We start from the raw sequence: 17441 nt of genomic DNA, 5'->3' as shown, positions 1-17441 counted from the left end.
CTGCCAAGTCGACCCGGTCCCGCAGGTCGCGGAGGGCTGCCTTCGCCTCCCGCTCCGCCATCGCGATATCCCGCTCCGCCTCTTGGCGGCGGCGTTCCAACTCCCGCGCTTCCTCGAGGGTCGTGGCGCCTACCTTGCGCAGCAACCCTTCGAGGCTCTCCCGTCGCTGCGCCAGCCGCTCTTCCAGCTTGCCCTGGCTCACCGAGGGCCGTACGACCACCACGAACCCACCCGGCAGCTCGATCTGCCGCTCCTCCTCCGCCTCGAATTTCAACGGCTTCTCCGTCAGCGCGGTCGCAGTCCCGTCCACGAAGATCGTCGCCCCCGCCGGCCCCTCCACCTCCACCTGCGCCGCCGCCATTCGAAGCTGCGCCTCTGTCTTCCTCAGCTCCGCCTCCGCCGTCTCTACCTCTGCCAGCTGGTCCGGGCCGATCCGGCACCTGTCGAGGAACGCTCGCGCGTCCGCGCCCCGCTGCTCGGCCTCGTCCAACCGCCGCAGCCGTTCGACCATCTGCTGCAGCTGCAATTCCTCCTGCAGGTGGCTGTAGTCCTGCTCCGCCAACAACGCGTCGCGGTCCAGTCGCTCTGCCTCGGCGTGCGCCGCGTTCGCCCGTTGCCGGGCCGCGTTCGCCCGCTCCATCGCCCCCAGTGCTTCCCGGCTCCGCGTCTCCAGCGCTGCCTCGGTCTTCGTGAGCTCTGCCTCGAGGTCGTCCGTCTTGCGCTTCGCTGTGGCCCGCCGTTCGACCGCCTCCTCCAACCTCCGCTGCCGCTCACGCGCCGCCTCCACCTTCTTCCGTGCCAAGGCCGCCACCTGCAACGCTTCCTGCCGTTTCACCCGCTGAGCCTCCAGCTCCACGCGCCGGCCCCGCAACACGGCTAACTCCTCGCGCAGCGCCGCCGCTTGCGGCTCGAGCTCCATCACCCGACGGGCGAGCTGCTCCACGTTCGCGAGCCGCGCTTTCAAGTGCTCCACCCGCTCCTTCGCGTCTCGCTTCATGTCGCGCGCCTCGCGGAGCTCTCCGGTCTCCCGCCACGCCCTCTCCGTGTAATACCGAAGACACTCGCGCCGCGCCCGTTCGAACAGGTTCTCCCCCGTCACGTCCGCCGCGCCGACATCGAGCGCCCGTTGCAAAGCCGCGCTCCCGTCCAGCCCGTCCGGCGGCGCCAGGCTTTCACCCTGCAAAACCCGTAGCGCCCGCATCAGCGCCTCGTCGGTCGTCTCCCGCAAAAGCCGCTTCGCCTCGTCGTGCGCCTCTCGGCCCGCCAACCTCCGTGACTGGCTTCCCCGCACCTCCAGCTCCGTCGTTCCCCGCCGCCCGAAAACCTTGCGGTACCGGCACCACGAGCCCCCCGTCGTGAACTCCAGCTCCACCTCCGGATCCGCGTCCCGCCCCGCCGGACGCACCCGCCGCACCTCCTCCGCCGTCGACTCCGCCGGATAGTCGAAGAGCAACCCGATCGCCTCGACGATACTGCTCTTCCCCGCCTCGTTCGGCCCCTCGATCACCAACAGGCGACCCTCCGGAAACGCAACCGTCGCCTCGCTCACCCCCCGGAAATTGCGCACCGTCACCCGGTGGTACCTCACGTCGCCCCCCGAACCAGCCGATAGAGCAGCGTCAGCGCATCGCTCGCGGCGCGCGCATCCTCACCATCGCCCGCCGTCAAGCCATCGAGCTCGCGCGCCGCTTCCCTCGCGAACCCCGTCAGCCCGAGCGACTCCCACCCCTCGCCTTCCGCCCGCACGATGAAGGAACGGTACCGTTCCCACGGCTCCACCGCCGCGAACGACTGAGCGAGCTCCGCCATCGCCGCCTCGATCGCCGCGACCAGTTCCGGCCCGCCCGTGCCTCCCACCCGGAGGCGCAGGATCGTCCGCCTCCGCTCCGGCAACCGCTCGAGCTCCGCCACCACCGCGTCCAACTCCTCCTCGCGGTGAATCTCCACTGCCCGCTCCACGAACCGCCAACGGCCCACACCCACCTCCCGAACTCGGCACCCACCCGACTCCAGCTCCACCACCAGCGCCTTCCCCGGATTCAGTTCGTCATAATCCGTTGGCTCCGGCGACCCCGAATACCACGCCCTCCCCCCGCAACCGATGTCCGTCACCGAATGCCGGTCGCCCAACGCCACGTACCCCACCCCGTACTCCCCGAGAGCCCGTTCCACCCAGGCCCGCTCCACCGTCACTACCGAGTCCGGCCCCCGTTCCACCTGACCGTGCAACGCCAGAATCCGAAGACCCGCACACGCCCCGAGCGCCCGCAGCACCTCCTCCACGGCCGCGGCCCCAGGTGCCTGCTTGCTCCGCCACGGGACACCGGCCAACCATGCCCCCTCCGCCACCTCCACCGGCTCCGCGCCCAGCACGTGGACATTGCCCGGCTTCCGCCGCAAAAACCGCTCCGACTCGTACACCGAGCCGGGCGCCAGCGGATCGTGGTTCCCGGGTAGCAAGTAGAAAGGCACGCCCGCCTCGCCCATCGCATCCAGCGCCCGCACCACCACATCGTTCGGCACCAGGTTCGTCTCGAACACGTCCCCAGCCACCACCACGAACGCCGCCCCTTCCTCCCGGGCCAGCCGCCCCAATGTCTCGACCGCCTCGATCCGGGCCGCCCCGAAGCGGGCCTGGGCCTCCGTCCCGAGAAAGTGCCGGGTCATCCCCAGCTGCCAATCAGAACTGTGGACGAACCGCACCACCCCCGCACGATATCAGAACATCCGTGCGTCCGCATGCCCACCCCCGCGCTCAATCGGCCAGCGGAAGAAACACCCGGAACCACGTCCCCCGCCCCGGCCGGCTCGCAACGTGGATCATGCCCCCGTGCGCCGAAACGATACCCGCCACCGCCGCAAGCCCCAGCCCCCGCCCCGTGAACTTCGTGCTGAAAAACGGGTCGAAAATGCGCTCCCGCGTCGCCGCGTCCATCCCCACCCCCGTATCCACCACTTCGAGTAACGCGTACATCCCCGGTGCTGCCGCCCCACACCCACGACACGTCGCGCGCTGGCAGGCCCGAATCGCGCGCTTGTCCAGGAGCCGACGCCCCGTCCGGACCGTGAGCTGTCCGCCCTGGCCCGCCATCGCTTCCGCCGCATTCACCACCAAGTTCATCACCACTTGCCGAATCGAAACCGCGTCCGCGACCACGAACACCGGTTCGGTGGCGAAATCCGTCACCGTTCGGACCCGCGCCCCCACCGATCCCCGCAGGAGCTGAAGCGTCTCACCGACAATGCCCGAGAGCTCCAAGCGCTCCGGAGCCGGCGCTCCCTTCCCGGCGAAGCGGATCATCTGCTGCACTATCTCCGCCGCCCGTCGCCCCGCCTCCCGAATGTCGTGGAGCGCAAGGTGCACGGGCGAATCTTCCTCCACCAACAGAAGCGCAAACTCAGCGTTGCCTACCACCGCAGCCAGGATGTTGTTGAAATCATGGGCCAGCCCAGCCGAGAGTACCCGGAGGCTCTCCAGCTTCTCCGCTCGTATGAGCGCCGCCTCCATCTCCAACCGTGCCGTCACGTCCCTCACGATGCAGACGGTGCAGGGCATCCCCTCCAACGTCACCGGAATGAGCGCAACCTCCGCCATGAACTCCTCGCCATTCGCTCGCAGTGCGGGAATCGGCTGCCGCTCCTGCATCCCCCGCGGCCCCACCGCCGTCGTGACGAACGACTCCATCTGCTCAGCGTGCCGCTCCCGGAACCGCAGCGGTACGAACTCCTGGACGCTGCGCCCGACGGCATCCCTCGACGGCAACCCGAAGATCCGCTCCGCCGCAGCGTTCATGCGAACGATGCACCCGACCCGGTCGATCAACAGCACACCGTCCGGCGCCCCAGCCACCGTCGCCTCCAACCAGGACTGCGCAGCGTCGCCCACGTGGATGTAGTGCGGCATGGCATCACCGTCCATCGCCGGCGAGCGTGCAGTGCCGTCACTCGCCCGCATATCAGGGAATTCCCTGACCACGCCGTTCTTCGAAAATCTTCTTCGGTAATAGCAAAAACCCAAAAACTCCAATTGCCCATCGATCAATCCCAAGAACACCCAAATCGGGGTTCCTCCTCATGCCCAGGCCCTCCCCTTCCGTGATGGATTGATTCGGCCGGGCGAATTCCCGTCTCGGCACATCAGCCCGCCAGAGGAGAACCCGTCCGCATGAATCAGCGACTCACCGACCGGCTCGACATCGACCGTGCCGACCAGGCCCTCCGCCTCCGTTGGGTCGGCATCGCCGACCGGGAAGCCACCGCTATCCGCCACGCCGCCACCTTCCTCCGGCCGCATGCGCAAGAGATCGTGCAGCGCTTCTACGACCATGCCTCCGCCTTTCCCGAGTGGCAGGAAAAGGTGCGAAGGGCCGGCTCCGACCGCGCACGCCTCGAAGCAGCGCAGCTCGACTACCTGCTGCGCCTGCTCGACGCCCGCTTCGACGAGGACTACTTCGAACATCGCCTCCGCGTCGGGGCCACTCACGCCAGGCTGTTCATCGAACCTCGTTGGAACGTCGGAAACTACGGCACCTACGCGGAGCTGCTCTTCCCGCTCCTCGCCCGCAAGCTCAAAGGCCAGGCCCTTGCCGAGACCGCCACGGCCCTTATGAAGGCCTTCGTCCTCGATGCCTCGCTCGCGGTCGAAACCTTCATCAGCGAAGGCGTCCTCGAAAAGCTCGTCGACATCCACGAGACGCTCGGCGAGCCACTCCAAAACCTCGGCCAGAACATCACCCAGGTCGATACCGCCGCCCGAGAAATCGCCAACGCCGTCTCCGATGTCGCCCGCGGCGCAGCCTCGCAGACCTCCACCATGTCAGCCCTCAACCAGGAAATCGATGCGCTCGCCGTAGCGAGCACCTCTGTTGCGAGGGCAGCCGCCCAGCAGTCGTCGGCCCTCGAGGACGCAGTCAGGGCGAGCGAAGCCGTTCGCGCCGCCCTCGACCGGGCCAGCAAAGCCGCCGCCGCCGCCGCCGAGCGTGGCGATGCCTCCATCGCCGAGGCGCGCGAAGGCACCGAAGCCGTCCAACAAACCGTCGAAGCCATGACGGCCATCCGCGAAACCGTCCGCCAAACCGCCGAGCAAGTCGAAGACCTCGGTCGCCAAGGCTCCCAAATCGGCGCCATCGTCCAAGTCATCGACGACATCGCCGCCCAAACCAACCTCCTCGCACTCAACGCCGCCATCGAAGCCGCCCGAGCCGGTGAACAAGGTCGCGGCTTCGCCGTTGTCGCCGAAAACGTCCGCTCCCTCGCCGAACGGACGGCCGTCGCGACCAAAGAGATCGCCGGACTCATCGCAGGCGTCCAGAACGGCACACAACGCGCTGTCCGCGCCATGGAGGCCTCGATCGCCAACGTCGAAGAAGGCGCTGCCCGCGCCGAACACGCCGGCGCAGCCCTTGGCCGCATCGTCCAGACCGCCGCAGCCGTTCGCGAAGAAATCGAACGCATCAGCGGCGCCGCCGCCAGCGTCGAAACCAGCGTCGAAACGCTCGGCACCGTCATCGAACGCGTTGCCAGTCTCGCCCGCGACTCCTCCGAACGCGCAGCCGAAATGACCGCTGCCGCCGAAAAAGTCCGCGCCGCCGTCACCGACGCCTCCGCCATCGCCCAGCAATCCGCCGCCGCCAGCGAACAAGTCTCCGCGAGCGTCCAAGAAATCGCCGCCCAGGTCTCCGAGATCGCCCGAGAAGTCCAATCACTCGCCGGCTCCACCGCCGAACTCGCAGAATTCATCGCCCGCTTCGGCAATCTCGCCCACAACTCCCGCGGCCAACGCTTCACCGATCGACGAAGCGCTTTGGCCGCCTGATTTCCCCATCCGGGGCCGGCCGGACCGCTCATCGATCGCGACGGCCGGCCCCCACCCGAAGGGCCATTCGGCCCTCCGCCAACCCCCACTTTCGCCCTACCCTCCAATCGATTCATTCGATGGCCGAAACACTCACCCCCCAACTCGAGCTCCTCCCACCCGCCCGCCGGCTCCTGCTCCTCGGCCTCAAACAGCTCGGCGAGGCCGACGCCGAAGCCCTCTCCCGCGTCGCCTACCTCTCCATACCCGCCGTCCGCGCCCACCTCGCCGGCCTCGCTCGCCACGGCCTCGTCGCCATCAGCCGTCGGCCCGAAGGCCCCGGACGCCCGCGAAACCGCTACGCCCTCACCCCCCGCGCCGAATCGCTCTTCCCCCAAGGCTCCGCCCGAATCGCCCACTGGCTCCTCGAAGCCGCCGAGCGCGACCCCGCCATCCGACGTCCCCTCCTTCACACCCTCCTCCAAACACGCCTCCAGCAAGCCTCCGAGGCATTCGACGCACCGACACCATCAGGCCGCATCGAACAGCTCCTCCGCGCCCTCGAACAGCTCGGCTACTACCCCCTCCTCGAAACACTCCCCGGCAGCAAGTGGCAGCTCACCCTCCGCCACTGCCCCTTCTACGACGTCGCCCGCGACCACGCCGAAGTCTGCGCCATCGAAGCCCGTGTCCTCCAAATCGCCGTCCCCGGCGGCCACGTCGAACGCCTCCGCTCCCGGGCAGACGGTTCACCAGCTTGCACCTACCTCTTGCAGAGTTTCCGCTAAATCAATTCGAAAACGCGCTGACGAACCTTTCGCGTTCGCGCTATCTGCAGCCTGAAGGTATCGTTGCCCCCGTGTTGGGGAGCGAAACGCCACACGGCGGCAGCCTCGAGTACCTGAGCCCCACCCGCCAGGCACTCGTCATGGCCATCAAAGCCCTCGGCGAAGCCACGACCGACCAGCTCGCCCGCGAAACCTACCTGTCCCCCGGCGCCGTCCGCCAACACCTCCTCTCCCTCGAAGCCCAAGGCATCGTCACCTTCACCAAAGTACGCGAAGGCCCCGGGCGTCCCCGCCACGTCTTCCGCCTCACTCCCCGCGGCGAAAGCCTCTTCCCGCAACAGTACGCCGATATCTCCCTCGCGCTCGTCTCCGCCATCCGCCGCGAGTCCCCCCAACTCCTCGACCGCATCCTCTCCCGCGTCGTCGACCAGCAAGTCGAGCTCGCCGAACACTACATCGCCGCCGCCGCACACGACTCCCGCCTCCCCGCCGTGCTCGAGCTCGCCGAGCGCTACGGCTACCTCCCTCGCCTCGAAATCGCCGATGGCGGCCCTGCCCGCATCGTCCTCCGCCACTGCCCCCTCCTCCAGCTCGCCCGCGAAGTGCCCGAAGTCTGCGAGGCCGAGTGCGCCGTCCTCCAAGCCATCCTCCCCGGCACCCACGTCCAGCGCACCGAACACCGCCTCGCCGGCGACCCCGTCTGCACCTACGAAGTCTCCCCCCAAGAATAGCCATTCGACCCGCCGGCCAGGGCCGTTCGACCATCTCCAGCCCGCCGCGAAAACCTCATCCTCCGCGACGGCACCGTCGACCCCCTCGAGAACTACCTCCAAGAAATGAAAGACCTCAAAGCCGCCGCCAAATTCCTCTGGCCCATCCCCGATACCGGCGTCATCAAGCGCCTCCCCCGCATCCAAGCCCCAACCATCCTCGTCGGCGCCTCCGGCGACCGCATCGTACCCCCCGCCTACATCCCCATCTGGAAGAACCACATCCCCCGAAGCGAAGCGAAAACCATCCTCGATGCCGGCGACCTCGCCAACCTCGAACAGCCGAGCCGCTTCGCCACCATCGCCGGAAGCTGGTTCCTCCGGCCCAACTGAGGCTCCGGCGGCGGGGCATGGCTACCGCCGGGCAGGTGGCGGGGCGCCCATGAGCGCCCCGCCACGCACGTCCGCCTCCCCTCCGGTACCCTTCCCCCATGAGCGCCCCCTCGCCATTCATGCAGGCCGCCATCGACCTCGCAGCCTCGGTCCGCGGCACCACCTCGCCCAACCCCTGGGTCGGCGCCGTCCTCGTCCGCGACGGACGCATCATCGCCCAGGGAGCCACCGCCCCCTACGGCGGCCCGCACGCCGAAGCCAACGCCCTCGCTCGGACCGACGCCCGCGGCACCACCCTCTACTGCACCCTCGAACCCTGCGTCCCCTTCCCCGGCAAACGCACGCCCCCCTGCACCGAAACCATCATCGCCGCCGGCGTCCGTCGCGTCGTCATCGCCCTCCTTGACCCACACGTCGGCGGCAAAGGCGTCCAGCGCCTCCGAAATGCCGGCATCGACGTCGAAATCGGCGACGGCGCAGAGGCCGTCACCAACCTCCTTCGCCCCTACCTCAAATGGCGCCAACTCGGAATCCCCTACGTCATCGCCAAAGTCGCCGTCAGCCTCGACGGAGCCGTCGGTGCCCCCGCTGCCGGCATCACCTGGCTCACCGGAGAAGCCGCCATCGCTCGCGCCCACCGCGACCGGGCCTCCGTCGATGCCATCCTCGTCGGCAGCGGCACCGTCCTCGCCGACGACCCAGCACTCACCGCCCGCCCCAACGGCCAGCCCGCCCCCCGCCAGCCTGTCCGCATCGTCCTCGACGCCCGCGGCCGCACCGACCCCGCCGCGCGCGTCTTCCAACCAACCGCACCCGTCATCGTCGCCACCGCCCCCGGCTCCCCTCCCACATGGCGCCAGGCCCTCCTCCAGCGCGGCATCACCCTCCTCGAACTCGAGCGCACGGAAGGCCGCCTCGAACTCCGACAACTGCTCCAAACCCTCGGCCAGCGCAACATCCAGTCCCTCATCGTCGAAGGCGGGCCCACCGTCCATGCCTCCTTCTTCGACGCCGACCTCGTCGATGAACTCCACGCCTACGTCACCCCCCGCCTGCTCGGGAGCGTCGGCCTCCCCCTCGTCCCGCCCCAACACCCCTTCCCCATCGTCCACCTCGATAACGTCGAGATCGAACCCCTCCCACCCGACGTCCTCGTCCGCGGATACACTGGAAGCTGGCAGCCGCCCCTGCCCATCCTCACCCCGGAGGCATGAATGCCCCGCAACTGGATCGTCGTTGGCTCACCCGAAATCTACGACACCACCCGCGCACTCGGCTTCACCCGCCACGGATTCAAGAGCACCCGACGCAACATGGCGAACAGCATCCAGCCAGGCGACCTCCTCGCCTTCTACATCTCCGGCAAAAAGCAGTTCGCCGCCATCTGCCGCGTCACCAGCCCCGTCGTCGAAGAACACACCCGCATCTGGCAGAGCACCAAAAAACCCGAAGAGCTTTACCCCTACCGCGCAGCCATCGAACCCGTCATCGTCCTCCCCGAAGAACACTGGCTCGATGCCGAACCCTACCACGACCGCTTCCGCTGGACCCAGCGCTGGCCCCGCGCCAACTGGACCCTCGCCTACCAGGGCAACCTCCACGAAATCCCCCAAGAAGATATGGACCTGCTCCTCGCCGACTTCCAGCGCGCCGCCCGGGAAGGCGCCCCCACCGCCTAGCCGCCCCGAAGCCCGGCAGTCAGTTCCGAATCGTGCGAAGCGTCATCACGTGCAGCGTCACCGCTGCCCCGATCGCCACCAGCAGCAGCTGCACCCATGGGATATCGATAAAGTACTCGCTCACACCGATACCCACCCACAACGTCGCGATCGACCATGCCTTCGCGCCGAGCGTCGCCCCACGCTGCTCCTTGTAATCACGCAGGTGCCGGCCGAACCAACGATTCGTCGTCAACCAGCGATATGCACCCGGCGAGCTCCTCCCGAAGAGGCCCGCCGCCCCCAAAAAGAACACCGTCGAAGGTAGCAGCGGGAGAAAGATACCCAACACCCCCACGCCCACCAGCAGTCCTCCAAGTCCCACGTACACCCACCGCCGCATCCCCTGCGCCAAAACCTTCCGCCCGAGATCCGGCGAATCTTCCAATTCTGCCATTCCGGTGAAACCGGTCTGCTCCACTGCAAAGTTAGTATGCCATGCGCGAATTGCGGCGTCATCTGCCGATCGGCAACGGCCACCTTCCCCGCCTGGCCCTACCAAACCACCCGCCGAAGCATCGACCCGGCGAAAACGTACGCCTCGTCGCCCCGCACCACCAACGCCCGCACCCCCTCGAAAGCCGGGTGGCGATACTGCCGCTCGAATGCACCATCCCGCCGGAACACCACCACGCGGCTATTCGCCGGGTCCAACACCGCGATCTCCGTCGCCGACATCGCCTGCGGCGTCTCCGGCGCTACCAGCTTCCGGTCGATCCCCGCCTGCGAAAGCGTCAGCGCAACACCCCCACCGATGTACCGGTGAAGCGAGCCATCCGCATCCGCCGTCAAAATCTCGCCGTCCACGAACAGCCTCCGAGCCCGCTCCAGCTCCTCCGTCTCGAGCACCTTCGTCGGTGGGTTCGGAAAACCGTCCCGCTCCTGCACCCACCGGTACACCGTCCGATGGGGCGCATCCAGCACAAAAAGATCCCGCCCGGCCACCGCCATATCCGTCACCGTCAGCCCCGACGGCGCATTGAACGCCAGCGCCGAAAGCGCCCCATTCTCCCAAGCCCACAGCCGGTTCGCGTGGTCCATCACCAGCAGCCCACCACCCCCGCGATCGCTCGCCTCCAGCCAAGCCACCGCAATCGGCCGCCCCTTCCCAGCCGCCTCGTCCTCCCCGTAGACCACAAGCGCCGAACCGTCCCCCACCGCCACCTCGATCACCTGCGGCGTCGCCGCGTCGAGGATGTACACATGCCCGGGCCCCGCCACCATCCGCGACGGCGCGATCGGACGGGCCCCGAATCGGTCCAACGCAGCGACCGTCTCCACCCCCGCCGGTTGCACCACCCGGTCCATCTCGTTCAGCGCGCCAGCCACCTCGTTGAACAGCGTCTCGGCCTGCGGGTCCGCCGACTCGATCTCCCGTGCCTTCAAAAGCAGTGCCTGCGCTTCGACGAGCGCCGTCCGTCGTTGTCCCGGATCCTCCACCACCCGCGCAATCGCCAACTTCTGCGCCGCCTGGTCCAAAAGATTCCCGTACTCCGCCCCCCGGTCACCCTCGATCATCGACGGCACCGTCATCAACCCCACCAGCAAGAGCAACACCGCCAGCCCCGCCGTGATCACCGCCCACGTCGGCGGCAACGCATAAGCGCCGAGCCGCGGCCGGTCCAAAGTCCCCGAGCCCCGCCAACGACCACCCATCGACGAGCGCACCCGAACCAGCGTCCCCGACCCCGGCGCCAGCCCGGCCTCCCGCGCCACCGAGGCCGCCGGGGGAAGCCCGGCCGCCGGGCGTCCGCGCCGCTCTGCCGCAAGCTCGTCCACCAGCGGAAGGTCGGCCACCTCGGGCGTCGGCGTTGGCTTCGGCCCACCCGCCGGCGCAAGCCCCCGCGTAAAACTCTCCGAACGCAAGCTCCGGCGTGGTATCGCCGGCGGGAGCCCCCCCGTCGAACCCGAAGCACCCCCCGGCGCCGGGCTCAGCCGCTCCGCACCGTATACCGCCGAAGCCGCATACGCCCGATTCCTCCCCTCCTCCACCATCCGCGCCAGCCGCGCGCGCCGCTCCCCCACCGCCGCCGCCAGCGGCTCCTCGACCGGCTCCTCCTCCAGCTGCGCCACCGGCGCCCGGATCGCCAGCACCCGCGGCGCCGTCCGAGCCAATTCCCTCCGAGCCTCCAAGACCGTCGCCTGCAGCTCGTCCTCCACGAACAGGCTCGGCTGATACTGCCGGCGCTCGCTCGCCCCCGCCGGATCGCCACCCGTCGCATCGATCACCGCCGCCTCGCCCTGCGCTTCCTCCCGCTCCGCCGCAGCCTCCCGCCGCCCACTCCGCGCCGGCACCGCCACCAACACCACCGTCTCGTGCCGCAGCTGCTGAACCCGGTGATACAGATCGGGCAGAATCCGTTCCACCGGAAGCCCCGCAATCCCCCGCAAAACTTCCTCCTCCACCACCCCCAGCGCCGGCGTCGAGAACAGCAAAATCCGGTCGCCCTCCTCCAGCGAAAGCCGCCGCAACAACGGCCCTGGCCCCTTCCCGCTCCCCAGCGGCTGATCGAACGGCGGCTCCGGCCGCAGCATCGCCGCCACTCCCCCGTGATACACAAGCGCCACCGCCGGGCCTGCCTGCGCCAGCACCGCCTGGCCACCACGCCGCGCCAAACAGCTGATGCCCAACGCCACCCGGTGTTGCGCAATACTCTTCCGGTTCCATTCCGCCGTCAGCCGCTCCGCCTCCGCGAACAGCCGCCGCACCGTCCCCGTCAGGCTCATATCGAGCCCCGCCAGCGCCTGCACCATCGCCGAGACAACGTGGCCCGCGAAAGCCTCACCCGCGGGCGTCGTGCCCTCGGCCACGATATACAGCTCCACGCGGTCGTCGGCGGGGCCGCGGCCGTGGAATACCCCGGCATTCGGCCCCCGGTCGACCGGTTCGTGATCCACGATCGCGAACTGGCCAACCTGGAGTGGCTCGGTCAAGGGCGACCGTCCTCCAGCTCACAGAGTTGGTCACGGGGAAGCGTCAGAGTGCCCCCGGCAGCCGAACTGCCAGGACCCCGCCGGCACCGTCCGCCACTATACCACCGCGCCCCGACACCAAACCAACATCCGCCCTACCCGTCACTCAGGATTTTCCCCGAATTCCGCCCCTCACGCCCCTTACGCGCCAGCTCCCCCAACGCTGCCCCGCTCAAACGGAACGTCGTCCACTCCTCCAGCGGCACCGCCCCCAGCGCTCGGTAGAACCCGATCGCCGGCTCGTTCCAATCCAACACCGCCCACTCCACCCGTGCACAGCCCCGCTCCATCGCCAGCGCCGCCAGACGCCCCAGCAGCGCCCGCCCATGCCCCCTGCCCCGCGCCGCCGGCCGCACGAACAAATCCTCCAGATAGATTCCCGGCCTCCCCTCCCACGTACTGAAACTGGAGAAAAACAGCGCGAACCCCACCACCTCCCCATCGTCCTCCGCCAACAGCACCTCCGCATACCGACGCTCCCCGAACAGATACCCCGCGAACGCCTCCCGCTCCAGCCGCACCGAATCCGGCTCGCGCTCGTACTCCGCAAGCGCACGCACCAGCTCGATAATCGTGTCCAGATCCCCAGGCTCAGCGAACCGAACGCCCATCACCCCTCCACCAGCTCCACCCGCGAAACCGTCGCCCCCTCCCGCGCGATCCGCGTCACCAGCGCCCGCCCCTCGTACCCCGCCGCCCGCGCCGTCGCCAGCATCGCATTCGCAACCGAACGCGCCGGGCCCTCCCCGCAGATCGCCGCCACCGAACTCCCAGCACCGCTCAACCACGCCGCATACGCACCCGCCTTCCGCGCCGCCGCAAAAATATCGAACAACGGCGGGAAGAGCGCCGCACGCTGCCGCTGGTGCACCCGATCGTCCGTCGCCTCCGCCAGTAGCTCCAAGCGTCCCGAAGCCATCGCCGCCACGAACAGCGCCGCACGCCCAATATTGTGCACCGTGTCCGCCTTCGAATAGCTCTCCGGGAGCGCCTTGCGCGCCTCCTTCGTCGGCATCGAATGATCCGGAATCAAGAGCGCAATCTGCGCCTCCGCCGGAAAACGCGAAGGCGCCCGCACAAAGTGCCCATCGGCACCCAACACACACACCTGCAGCCCACCGAAAAGCGCCGGACAGGCATTGTCCCCGTGCCCCTCCAGCTCGCTCGCCAAATCCAGCAACGCCTGCTCGTCGAACACCTTCCGCTCGAACTCGTTCACCGCCAGCAAACCCGCCACCCGCGCCACCGCGCTCGCCCCCAACCCGCGGCCCAGCGGGATCGCCACCTGATACACCGCCCGCACCCCGGGCATCGGCTTCCCCAACCGCTGGTACGCATGCCGAACAGCAGAGACCACCATCTTCTCCCCCACATCCTCCGGCGGCGGTTGCTCCGCCTCACTGAAGATCACCGTCACCGAGGCGAACATATCCAGCGCCAGGCCCAGACAATCGAACCCCGCGCCCAAATTCGCGCTCGTCGCAGGTACCCGAACCGTGATCGCCGTCGACGGCATCGAAACCCTCCCAAAAACCCAAATCCCAAAGCCCGAATGGTACCAACCGACCCCACCCAACCACCAACCCCCCACCCCAGCCCGCCTTCCCCAACCACCAATTTCGTGCCATAGTTCCCCACATTCCATTCCCGGGGGTGCCCCGTGCTCCGTCGAACCAACCTCCATCTCGCCCTCGCCACCCTCGCAATCCTCCCGATACTCATCGCAGCCTGCGGCGGCGACGACAACGGCGACACCGGCTCCCGCACCGACCTCGTCCGCGCCAACGTCTCCTGCACCGACCTCGGCGTCGCCGCCCCCGCACGCATCAAGTCCGCCGGAAAATTCATCGTCGCCAGCGACCTCAGCTACGCCCCCATGGAATTCGTCAAAGAAGGCACCAACGAAGCCATCGGCGCCGATATCGACCTCGCCCGCTGCATCGCCGAAGCCTGGGGCGTCACCCTCGAAGTCCAGAACACCTCCTTCGACGCCATCATCCCCGCACTCACCAGCAAAAAAGCCGACGTCATCATGTCCTCCATGAGCGTCACCGACGAGCGCAAACAACAAGTCGACTTCGTCGAATACCTCGTCGCCGGCTCCGGCATCCTCGTCAAAAAAGGCAACCCCGAAAAAATCCAGACCCTCGCCGACCTCTGCGGCAAAAAAGTCGCCATCCAGGTCGGCACCGTCCAAATCGACGAAGCCGAAGAACAAAACGCCAAGTGCAGCCAGAAAATCCAAGTCACCACCTTCGAACAGAACACCGACACCATCCAGGCCGTCGCCTCCGGCCGCGCCGACGCCGCCCTCATGGACTACCCCGTCGCCGCCTACGGCGCCAGCCAAGTCGCCGGCACCCAAGTCGTCGGCGAACAGTACAACACCGGCCCCTACGGCATCGCCGTCCGCAAAGACGACGCCGAAGTCCGCCAGGGCCTCGAAGCCGCCCTCCGCGCCATGCGCGAAAAAGGCAAATACACCGCCATCCTCCGCTACTGGGGCCTCGAAGCCGGCGCCCTCAACTGAACGCCCCGCCCCAACCCCATGCTCCCCCTGGCCGTCAGCTGGACCTATATCGGAGCCAACTTCTTCTCCGAAATCGTCCTCCGCGGCGTCTGGATGACACTCCAGCTCTCGGCCATCGGCATGGCCCTCGGCATCCTCCTCGGCACCCTCTTCGCCCTCGCCCGCGTCGCAAAAGCCGCGCCCGTCCGTGCCCTCGCCCTCGCCTACATCTGGTTCTTCCGCGGCACACCCCTCCTCGTCCAAATCGTCTTCTGGTACTTCGCCCTCCCCCAAGTGTGGCCCTCCTGGCTCCCCTGGAATGGCCAGCTCTCCCCCTTCCAGACCGGCATCCTCGCCCTCGCCATCAACGAAGGCGCCTACATGACCGAAATCGTCCGCGCCGGCATCCAATCCGTCGACCCCGGCCAGCTCGAAGCCGCCCGCTCCCTCGGCATGACCTACCGCCTCGCCATGCGCCGCATCATCCTCCCCCAGGCCCTCCGCGTCATCATCCCTCCGACCGGAAACGAATTCATCGCCATGCTCAAAAACTCCTCCCTCGTCTCCCTCATCTCCGTCAGCGAACTCTTCCTCGTCGCCAAACTCCAATACTCCTCCACCCTCCGCTACTTCGAATGGCTCATCATCGCCAGCGGGTGGTACCTCGTCCTCACCACCCTCGGCTCCGTCTTCCAAGCGTGGCTCGAGCACCGCTACGGGCCCGCCAGCTACAGCGCCTCCGCCCCCCGGCGCTGGCTCGCCTTCGGCCCCCATGACTGACCCATCCCCCACCAGCCCCCTGCTCCTCCTCCAAAACGTCCGCAAACGATTCGGCCGCCACGAAGTCCTCCGCGGCATCGACCTCACCGTCACCGAAGGCGAAGTCGTCGCCATCCTCGGCCCATCCGGTTCCGGCAAATCCACCCTCCTCCGCTGCATCAACCACCTCGAACGCATCGACGCCGGCACCATCCTCTTCGAAGGCCGACCCATCGGCTACCGCCAGCGCCACGGCCGCCTCGTCGAGGCCCCCGAACGCGAAATCGCACAAATCCGTGCCCGCATCGGCATGGTCTTCCAACGCTTCAACCTCTTCCCCCACCTCACCGCCCTCGGCAACGTCATGGAAGCCCCCGTCCACGTCCTCCACCTCCCACGGGAACAAGCCCGCGAACGCGCCATCGCCATGCTCCAGCGCGTCGGCCTCGCCTCCAAGCTCGACGCCTACCCCGCCCAGCTCTCCGGCGGCCAACAGCAGCGCGTCGCCATCGCCCGCGCCCTCGCCATGCAGCCCCGCCTCATGCTCTTCGACGAAGCCACCAGCGCCCTCGACCCCGAGCTCGTCGGCGAAGTCCTCGCCGTCATGCGCGACCTCGCCGCCGCCGGCATGACCATGATCGCCGTCACCCACGAAATGAGCTTCGCCGCCGAAGCCGCCGATCGCATCGTCTTCATCGACGAAGGCGTCGTCCAGGAAGAAGCCCCGCCCCAACGCTTCTTCACCAACCCCGCCACCGAACGCGCACGCCAATTCCTCCGCCGCGTCACCCGCACCTGACCCCCACTTGCCCATTCCGTCAGGCGTGCAATAGTATCTCCGACTCGGGGGAGGTACGGGATGTATCAATTTCCAAAATGCCGCAAATGTGACTATGGGGACCTCGTCCCCTTCTCCGACTTCGGCAGCCAAGGTGCGCCCATCCACTTCAAAGCCTGGGTCTGCACCAACCCGGACTGCGGCTACAACATCAAAATCCGCAACGGCGACATCTTCATCGACGAACCCATCAACGACGGGCAGGGCTACGTTCGTCGCTGACGCCCCGGCGCGTCGCCCACACACGACCGCCCCGGCATTGTGATAGACTGCACGAGCGATGGCACAGCCCAACAAGGTCTACCAACCCCTGCCCCTTCGCACCGAAAGCGACGTCGAGCAGGAAGTCCAGCAAAACATCCTCGTCACCAGCGTCGACCAAATCCTCAACTGGGCGCGCAGCTCCTCGCTCTGGCCCTGCATGTTCGGCCTCGCCTGCTGCGCCATGGAAATGATCGCCACCGCCACCCCGCGGTACGACATCGCACGCTTCGGCGCCGAAATCTTCCGCGCATCGCCCCGCCAGGCCGACCTCCTCATCGTCCCCGGCACCGTCACCTGGAAAATGGCCCCCGCCGTCCGCCGCATCTGGCTCCAAATGCCCGAGCCCAAATGGGCCCTCGCCATGGGCGGATGCGCCATCATGGGCGGCCCCTTCGCCTACGCCTACAGCGTCACCCCAGGCGTCAACACCTTGCTCCCCGTCGACGTCTACGTCCCCGGCTGCCCGCCCAGGCCAGAATCCCTCCTCACCGGCCTCATGCTCCTCCAAGACAAAATCCGCAAAGACACCATCGGCAAAGGCTGGGTCCGCCGCGACGTCGAACCCCAATTCCAGCGCTACCTCCCCGAAGGCGACCCGATCCGCAAAGAACTCGAATCCCTCTGGCCACCCTACATCGACTACGACCGCCCACCCCAGGGCGACGCCTTCGGCAACCGCTAACCTCAACCCCCAA

17 protein-coding genes and 1 pseudogene are annotated in these 17441 nt (G+C 67.9%); 11 read left to right on the top strand and 7 right to left on the bottom strand.

Annotation, left to right across the window (positions count from 1 at the left end):
- The 3 genes from VAE53_RS00955 to VAE53_RS00945 form a co-directional block, all read right to left on the bottom strand.
- Positions 1-1588: AAA family ATPase (locus VAE53_RS00955; protein ID WP_322817481.1), on the bottom strand; the 1588-nt coding region annotated here is incomplete at its 3' end.
- Positions 1585-2706, bottom strand: coding sequence for a metallophosphoesterase (locus tag VAE53_RS00950; protein WP_322817480.1), 1122 nt, complete (start codon positions 2704-2706; stop codon positions 1585-1587). The genes VAE53_RS00955 and VAE53_RS00950, both read right to left, overlap by 4 nt.
- Before the next feature lie 49 nt (positions 2707-2755).
- Positions 2756-3919, bottom strand: coding sequence for an ATP-binding protein (locus VAE53_RS00945; RefSeq protein ID WP_322817479.1), 1164 nt, complete (start codon positions 3917-3919; stop codon positions 2756-2758).
- Between the two features lie 246 nt (positions 3920-4165).
- Here VAE53_RS00945 and VAE53_RS00940 point away from each other — a divergent pair, with 246 nt between their 5' ends.
- The 6 genes from VAE53_RS00940 (at position 4166) to VAE53_RS00915 (ending at position 9364) form a co-directional block, all read left to right on the top strand.
- Positions 4166-5815, top strand: coding sequence for a globin-coupled sensor protein (locus tag VAE53_RS00940; RefSeq protein ID WP_322817478.1), 1650 nt, complete (start codon positions 4166-4168; stop codon positions 5813-5815).
- Between the two features lie 119 nt (positions 5816-5934).
- Positions 5935-6582 carry a hypothetical protein gene (locus tag VAE53_RS00935; RefSeq protein WP_322817477.1) on the top strand — a complete coding sequence of 216 codons (648 nt, stop codon included), beginning with the start codon at positions 5935-5937 and terminating at the stop codon, positions 6580-6582.
- 71 nt (positions 6583-6653) lie between these two features.
- The gene (locus tag VAE53_RS00930; RefSeq protein ID WP_322817476.1) at positions 6654-7313 is read left to right on the top strand and encodes an ArsR family transcriptional regulator; all 660 of its coding nucleotides are present in this window, start codon (positions 6654-6656) and stop codon (positions 7311-7313) included.
- A gap of 105 nt (positions 7314-7418) precedes the next feature.
- A complete protein-coding gene (locus tag VAE53_RS00925) occupies positions 7419-7685 on the top strand; it encodes a hypothetical protein (protein WP_322817475.1) in 267 nt (88 codons plus the stop codon).
- A 98-nt stretch (positions 7686-7783) separates the two neighbouring features.
- On the top strand, positions 7784-8899 hold the full coding sequence (gene ribD, locus VAE53_RS00920; protein ID WP_322817474.1) for a bifunctional diaminohydroxyphosphoribosylaminopyrimidine deaminase/5-amino-6-(5-phosphoribosylamino)uracil reductase RibD: 1116 nt from the start codon (positions 7784-7786) through the stop codon (positions 8897-8899).
- The gene (locus VAE53_RS00915; protein WP_322817473.1) at positions 8900-9364 is read left to right on the top strand and encodes an EVE domain-containing protein; all 465 of its coding nucleotides are present in this window, start codon (positions 8900-8902) and stop codon (positions 9362-9364) included. It begins immediately after the preceding gene.
- A 19-nt stretch (positions 9365-9383) separates the two neighbouring features.
- Here VAE53_RS00915 and VAE53_RS00910 read toward each other — a convergent pair whose 3' ends face one another.
- From VAE53_RS00910 to thrB, 4 genes are all read right to left on the bottom strand, one after another.
- Positions 9384-9800 carry a YbaN family protein gene (locus VAE53_RS00910; RefSeq protein WP_322817472.1) on the bottom strand — a complete coding sequence of 139 codons (417 nt, stop codon included), beginning with the start codon at positions 9798-9800 and terminating at the stop codon, positions 9384-9386.
- A 98-nt stretch (positions 9801-9898) separates the two neighbouring features.
- Positions 9899-12337 (bottom strand): hypothetical protein, encoded by a 2439-nt coding sequence (locus VAE53_RS00905; RefSeq protein ID WP_322817471.1) that lies wholly within the window; start codon positions 12335-12337, stop codon positions 9899-9901.
- 134 nt (positions 12338-12471) lie between these two features.
- Complete coding sequence (locus tag VAE53_RS00900; protein WP_322817470.1) at positions 12472-12987, bottom strand: GNAT family N-acetyltransferase; 516 nt, start codon at positions 12985-12987, stop codon at positions 12472-12474.
- Positions 12987-13892, bottom strand: a complete 906-nt coding sequence (gene thrB, locus VAE53_RS00895) for a homoserine kinase (protein WP_322817469.1) — start codon at positions 13890-13892, stop codon at positions 12987-12989. The genes VAE53_RS00900 and thrB overlap by 1 nt, the downstream gene beginning before the upstream one ends.
- Positions 13893-14036: 144 nt before the next feature.
- Between thrB and VAE53_RS00890 the strand changes: the two genes are divergently transcribed.
- From VAE53_RS00890 to VAE53_RS00870, 5 genes and pseudogenes are all read left to right on the top strand, one after another.
- Positions 14037-14906: an ABC transporter substrate-binding protein gene (locus VAE53_RS00890; protein WP_322817468.1), complete on the top strand. Its 870-nt coding sequence runs from the start codon at positions 14037-14039 to the stop codon at positions 14904-14906.
- 18 nt (positions 14907-14924) lie between these two features.
- On the top strand, positions 14925-15665 hold the full coding sequence (locus tag VAE53_RS00885; RefSeq protein ID WP_322817467.1) for an amino acid ABC transporter permease: 741 nt from the start codon (positions 14925-14927) through the stop codon (positions 15663-15665).
- Positions 15658-16443 (top strand): amino acid ABC transporter ATP-binding protein, encoded by a 786-nt coding sequence (locus tag VAE53_RS00880; RefSeq protein WP_322817466.1) that lies wholly within the window; start codon positions 15658-15660, stop codon positions 16441-16443. Before VAE53_RS00885 ends, VAE53_RS00880 begins: the two co-directional genes overlap by 8 nt.
- Before the next feature lie 60 nt (positions 16444-16503).
- Positions 16504-16704 carry a hypothetical protein gene (locus VAE53_RS00875; protein ID WP_098504605.1) on the top strand — a complete coding sequence of 67 codons (201 nt, stop codon included), beginning with the start codon at positions 16504-16506 and terminating at the stop codon, positions 16702-16704.
- A gap of 58 nt (positions 16705-16762) precedes the next feature.
- A pseudogene (locus tag VAE53_RS00870) lies at positions 16763-17263 on the top strand (NADH-quinone oxidoreductase subunit B); the annotation flags it as partial.
- Positions 17264-17441 lie beyond the last annotated feature (178 nt).

It is taken from the genome of Tepidiforma sp., assembly GCF_034432735.1.
GTDB lineage: Bacteria > Chloroflexota > Dehalococcoidia > Tepidiformales > Tepidiformaceae > Tepidiforma.
This window is presented reverse-complemented; position numbering and strand designations above follow the sequence as displayed.

What these genes read in the sequence shown, in the direction of transcription:
- VAE53_RS00935 (WP_322817477.1), top strand. Translation starts at nt 5,935, where the DNA reads ATGGCCGAAACACTCACCCCCCAACTCGAGCTCCTCCCACCCGCCCGC.
- VAE53_RS00880 (WP_322817466.1), top strand. Translation starts at nt 15,658, where the DNA reads ATGACTGACCCATCCCCCACCAGCCCCCTGCTCCTCCTCCAAAACGTC.
- thrB (WP_322817469.1), bottom strand. Translation starts at nt 13,892, where the DNA reads ATGCCGTCGACGGCGATCACGGTTCGGGTACCTGCGACGAGCGCGAAT.
- VAE53_RS00925 (WP_322817475.1), top strand. Translation starts at nt 7,419, where the DNA reads ATGAAAGACCTCAAAGCCGCCGCCAAATTCCTCTGGCCCATCCCCGAT.
- VAE53_RS00915 (WP_322817473.1), top strand. Translation starts at nt 8,900, where the DNA reads ATGCCCCGCAACTGGATCGTCGTTGGCTCACCCGAAATCTACGACACC.
- VAE53_RS00940 (WP_322817478.1), top strand. Translation starts at nt 4,166, where the DNA reads ATGAATCAGCGACTCACCGACCGGCTCGACATCGACCGTGCCGACCAG.
- VAE53_RS00910 (WP_322817472.1), bottom strand. Translation starts at nt 9,800, where the DNA reads ATGGCAGAATTGGAAGATTCGCCGGATCTCGGGCGGAAGGTTTTGGCG.
- VAE53_RS00885 (WP_322817467.1), top strand. Translation starts at nt 14,925, where the DNA reads ATGCTCCCCCTGGCCGTCAGCTGGACCTATATCGGAGCCAACTTCTTC.
- VAE53_RS00945 (WP_322817479.1), bottom strand. Translation starts at nt 3,919, where the DNA reads ATGGACGGTGATGCCATGCCGCACTACATCCACGTGGGCGACGCTGCG.
- VAE53_RS00875 (WP_098504605.1), top strand. Translation starts at nt 16,504, where the DNA reads ATGTATCAATTTCCAAAATGCCGCAAATGTGACTATGGGGACCTCGTC.
- ribD (WP_322817474.1), top strand. Translation starts at nt 7,784, where the DNA reads ATGAGCGCCCCCTCGCCATTCATGCAGGCCGCCATCGACCTCGCAGCC.
- VAE53_RS00900 (WP_322817470.1), bottom strand. Translation starts at nt 12,987, where the DNA reads ATGGGCGTTCGGTTCGCTGAGCCTGGGGATCTGGACACGATTATCGAG.